The organism is uncultured Campylobacter sp., assembly GCF_947255105.1.
Classification (GTDB): domain Bacteria; phylum Campylobacterota; class Campylobacteria; order Campylobacterales; family Campylobacteraceae; genus Campylobacter_B.
The window spans coordinates 99,641-105,640 of the sequence record NZ_CAMYFP010000005.1; the positions used below are offsets into that span (position 1 = coordinate 99,641).

1 CRISPR repeat array (running past one end of the window) is annotated in these 6,000 nt (G+C 31.4%).

Annotation, left to right across the window (positions count from 1 at the left end):
* Positions 1–5,998: direct repeats of the CRISPR family, unit length 30 nt; unit sequence GTTTCAAAATCCATAGGATCAAATTTATAC (it extends 131 nt beyond the left edge of the window).
* The last annotated feature ends 2 nt before the right edge of the window (positions 5,999–6,000 follow it).

A 6,000-nucleotide genomic window follows, 5' to 3' on the forward strand; every position in this document is an offset into this window, starting at 1 on the left:
CGTTTCAAAATCCATAGGATCAAATTTATACGATGGAGTAGGAGTAGGAAGCTGTTTTTTACCTACGTTTCAAAATCCATAGGATCAAATTTATACTTCAAATCAATACGCAACAGAAGTCTTCTCAAATGCGTTTCAAAATCCATAGAATCAAATTTATACAAACCTAGAGAGAGAAACTATGATATAGATACTTTGTTTCAAAATCCATAGGATCAAATTTATACTTGCAGTTGAAGTTATAAAACTTTATGGCTCGATAGAGTTTCAAAATCCATAGGATCAAATTTATACCTTATTTTTATCGTGAGAATTCTAACGATCTAAATTGGTTTCAAAATCCATAGGATCAAATTTATACGCTAATAAATTATCTATTACATTGTTTATCCAATGTTTCAAAATCCATAGGATCAAATTTATACTAGAAATAAAACACTATTAGCATTATTATCACAAAGTTTCAAAATCCATAGGATCAAATTTATACTTTTCTGGAGTGAAAGGCAACTTTTCATTTTTCAAGTTTCAAAATCCATAGGATCAAATTTATACTTTAACATCTTTAGTTGTTTCGATTTTGACATCTAGGTTTCAAAATCCATAGGATCAAATTTATACAATATTTATGCTGTAATTATATCATCATAATGAAGTTTCAAAATCCATAGGATCAAATTTATACTAGACGTTTTATCTAAGAACTCGAATCTACACCATGGTTTCAAAATCCATAGGATCAAATTTATACGTAGTTCTGTGTTAATGGCTGAGGTTGACTGCGTTTCAAAATCCATAGGATCAAATTTATACCAAAAACACAACACCTAAATTCACACCAATTTCTGGTTTCAAAATCCATAGGATCAAATTTATACGGCTACAGGGCGCGCAATGGTGAGTTTGTCATCAGCCGTTTCAAAATCCATAGGATCAAATTTATACCCATTTCATAATAGTCTATAAACTCATTTAGTGTGTTTCAAAATCCATAGGATCAAATTTATACAAAGTGACACCTATGCAAACAGCTTTGAGACGCTACAGTTTCAAAATCCATAGGATCAAATTTATACCTTGAGTGCGGCTAGATTTGATGCAGAATATGGCAGTTTCAAAATCCATAGGATCAAATTTATACGAAATCTTTTTTATTCATCTCTAGTCCTTTCGATGTTTCAAAATCCATAGGATCAAATTTATACAGGGTTGTTTGGTTCAAATAGGCTCGGCTCTTGCGAGTTTCAAAATCCATAGGATCAAATTTATACCTTTTATTATTGTTTGGCTAGGACTTTTAACTTTATGTTTCAAAATCCATAGGATCAAATTTATACCAAAGCGGTTAGAGTCACCAACTACAAAGTTTTCAAATTTCAAAATCCATAGGATCAAATTTATACAGGTGATGTTTTTTAGATAATTGATTGATTTGGGTGGATTTCAAAATCCATAGGATCAAATTTATACAGGGCTATAGTGAGTGTGCTTTGCAGATAGACGGAAATTTCAAAATCCATAGGATCAAATTTATACCTTGGAAAGATATAGATTTTGAAAACAATCTCATCAAATTTCAAAATCCATAGGATCAAATTTATACATTGTGCTATCTCCAAACAGAGCCGATACATTAGAATTTCAAAATCCATAGGATCAAATTTATACGCAAAGCTTAGAGATGTAGGAATTGCACCATTTAATTTCAAAATCCATAGGATCAAATTTATACTTAAAAGGCATTTAGACTGCTTACATTCTCTATAATTTCAAAATCCATAGGATCAAATTTATACCCTCTGTTTCTCAGTCATCTAAAGCAGCCCTCTTATAATTTCAAAATCCATAGGATCAAATTTATACTTTTAGGTAAGGCTGATAGTGTTTTGATTTGGTGGCATTTCAAAATCCATAGGATCAAATTTATACCTACTCTTGATGATCTTTTTCTTCTTTGTTTTAGATTTCAAAATCCATAGGATCAAATTTATACATGTATAATTTGTTTCATCAACTACAAACTTATTAAATTTCAAAATCCATAGGATCAAATTTATACCTTGTTCTGCTTTTAGTTTTGCTTCGTATGAGTTTGATTTCAAAATCCATAGGATCAAATTTATACGCAACTGGTGCGGCTTTATTTACAGCTTCTGTTCATTTCAAAATCCATAGGATCAAATTTATACATTTGTTGGTATGCAAAACAACTAGGATACTCTGAATTTCAAAATCCATAGGATCAAATTTATACGGTAGATTATAAACTACTTTTTATGTCTTTCATCTATTTCAAAATCCATAGGATCAAATTTATACTAGCTCTACTTGAAATCCAGTTTGATCTCCTAATAGTTTCAAAATCCATAGGATCAAATTTATACTCTGGTTTTATGTTTGCACTACCTATAACTGAGTTGTTTCAAAATCCATAGGATCAAATTTATACCTTTGCCCTCTTGTGATTTTTCATACCACTCACGGCTGTTTCAAAATCCATAGGATCAAATTTATACCAAGCTCAACAATTAGAGGACATCTTTACAACTAGTTTCAAAATCCATAGGATCAAATTTATACGGAGGGCGTTTTTTGGCTCTTGGCTATATATAATAGTTTCAAAATCCATAGGATCAAATTTATACAGAATATCAATGTTTAAATTATTTAGACAAAATTAGTTTCAAAATCCATAGGATCAAATTTATACAATGTAGATGATAGATCTTCTTTCTTATATGATTTGTTTCAAAATCCATAGGATCAAATTTATACTGGTTCAAAACAACGTTGAAAGCCTTAGCAAAAGACGTTTCAAAATCCATAGGATCAAATTTATACATAGTCAATTCCAATGCAGATAACAACACTATTCGTTTCAAAATCCATAGGATCAAATTTATACTCACGGTTTTCGTGGCACACTTGCCACATTTGCGAGTTTCAAAATCCATAGGATCAAATTTATACTTTTGACTTTTTGCGGTCTAGCTATGTTTGGCTCGTTTCAAAATCCATAGGATCAAATTTATACGTTATTTCCCCTTTGTTGCTGAAATTATAGCGAATGTTTCAAAATCCATAGGATCAAATTTATACAAAAAGATTACAACAATTCTATCAATAGCAGAATGTTTCAAAATCCATAGGATCAAATTTATACGCGAGTTGGCAAAACAGGCAAAGGCGTAATATTGGGTTTCAAAATCCATAGGATCAAATTTATACGACGTTCTGCCATATCTATTTGGGCTATTTAATGGGTTTCAAAATCCATAGGATCAAATTTATACTTCTGTTCTCGCCTTTGTCATTCTTCCATTGTTGAAAGTTTCAAAATCCATAGGATCAAATTTATACTCCATTCCCTGCACTCTCAAGTGAGATATCCCCAAGGTTTCAAAATCCATAGGATCAAATTTATACTTGGCGAGCTAATAGGATATGGCGAGGGAGCTATGTTTCAAAATCCATAGGATCAAATTTATACGACTAATCTAATACTATAAAAGGAGTAGTCTATGGTTTCAAAATCCATAGGATCAAATTTATACCTGTTCGCTTGTTTAGGTGGATTAGTAGAGTAGGCGAAGTTTCAAAATCCATAGGATCAAATTTATACATTGAACCTAAATAGTCCATTTCATTAGCCACATTACCGTTTCAAAATCCATAGGATCAAATTTATACCAATTGCGGAATAGCTTTAAAAAAGGTATTTAATGAAGGTTTCAAAATCCATAGGATCAAATTTATACTCTAGCCCTTAGCTTTGGCTTGGTTGCTTTTTTAAGTTTCAAAATCCATAGGATCAAATTTATACATGATATTTATCAAGAATAATAGTTATAAAATTAGTTTCAAAATCCATAGGATCAAATTTATACCAAGAGGCAAACAAAAAGCAATATAACGAAGAGTTGTGTTTCAAAATCCATAGGATCAAATTTATACCTTGGCACAATGCTTTGGAAAGACGAGATGATAAAGTTTCAAAATCCATAGGATCAAATTTATACTTGTCTATTTTGTTGAACTTGCCTTATAACACTGGTTTCAAAATCCATAGGATCAAATTTATACAAAAAGCCCAACATATAAACGCCCTCTAAAGTCCAATTGTTTCAAAATCCATAGGATCAAATTTATACGTTGTTTCTTTTCTTTTTTGTCTTTGTAGTCTCTAGTTTCAAAATCCATAGGATCAAATTTATACTGAGTTTGAAAGCGGAAAAGAGCTAGAAGTTACTATGTTTCAAAATCCATAGGATCAAATTTATACCAAAGACTATCTATATGATAGCTGCACTTTGCAAGTTTCAAAATCCATAGGATCAAATTTATACGCTAGCCCAGGTGGCGGTGCTATCAACATTAGCTTGTTTCAAAATCCATAGGATCAAATTTATACATCTGTTTTTTTCGATGATACTCTGTAGGTAGAGTGTTTCAAAATCCATAGGATCAAATTTATACGAAAGACTAATAGGTGTAATTTTCAATCTATTTTATATGTTTCAAAATCCATAGGATCAAATTTATACTAAGTTTTGACAAAATGTCCGCACTGCTACCTATAGTTTCAAAATCCATAGGATCAAATTTATACCTTTATTTAGGAGAGAAAAAATCTCTCCTATCTTTTGTTTCAAAATCCATAGGATCAAATTTATACAATTGGTTTCATTATTATGAAAAGTCCTTGAAATTTGAGTTTCAAAATCCATAGGATCAAATTTATACCAAAAAAGGGCTATCTTATATAGCTCCTACTCAAGGATGTTTCAAAATCCATAGGATCAAATTTATACTGTTCTCGCCTTTGTCATTTTTCCATTGTTGAAAGTTTCAAAATCCATAGGATCAAATTTATACCTCCATTCCAGCCTAAGACTGTATCATTTTGTGATACAGTTTCAAAATCCATAGGATCAAATTTATACTTGTGGCAACTTGACTTCTATACCCTCTCCATTCCAGCCGTTTCAAAATCCATAGGATCAAATTTATACACAGAGGGTGTAGATGAAACATTTGTAGGCACTTAGTTTCAAAATCCATAGGATCAAATTTATACAGCCGTTTCTATATGCTAGTGATATATAGCCTTTGGTTTCAAAATCCATAGGATCAAATTTATACTCGTGGGTCAAATACTCCTGCAAAAAATAGCATTTTGTTTCAAAATCCATAGGATCAAATTTATACTCTATGCAAAAGACGGACAAAGCAACGAGTTTAGCGGTTTCAAAATCCATAGGATCAAATTTATACAGCAAGGCGGAGCTTACAAAAGAGATACAAGAGGTTATGTTTCAAAATCCATAGGATCAAATTTATACTCCATTTCCTAAACTATATACACCAGCATTGCCAGTTTCAAAATCCATAGGATCAAATTTATACCAGGGGAGCAAGTGGAAAAAGTTTGCAAAATGCTTTGTTTCAAAATCCATAGGATCAAATTTATACTAAATAGCCCTTATAGTTTATCGCTCTAGTCATCTGTTTCAAAATCCATAGGATCAAATTTATACGGGGGATAGGCGAAAGCCTTTGACCGACAGCCACGGGTTTCAAAATCCATAGGATCAAATTTATACTTGATACATAACCTTTGTTTTCTCCGTCGTCAAACTGTTTCAAAATCCATAGGATCAAATTTATACATTTGTCTATTTTATTGAACTTGCCCTATAACACTAGTTTCAAAATCCATAGGATCAAATTTATACATACTATCAAGCCCGCCACTAAATAGTGCTAAACATGTTTCAAAATCCATAGGATCAAATTTATACATCTTTGCTCCTTAGTAGCCTATTGCAATGTAGTGAGTTTCAAAATCCATAGGATCAAATTTATACTTTTTATGCTAGTAGTTGCACAATTTGTTCTTAGTGGTTTCAAAATCCATAGGATCAAATTTATACCTTTTGGCAAGCTTGCGAAATACGATCAAATATCCGTTTCAAAATCCATAGGATCAAATTTATACCC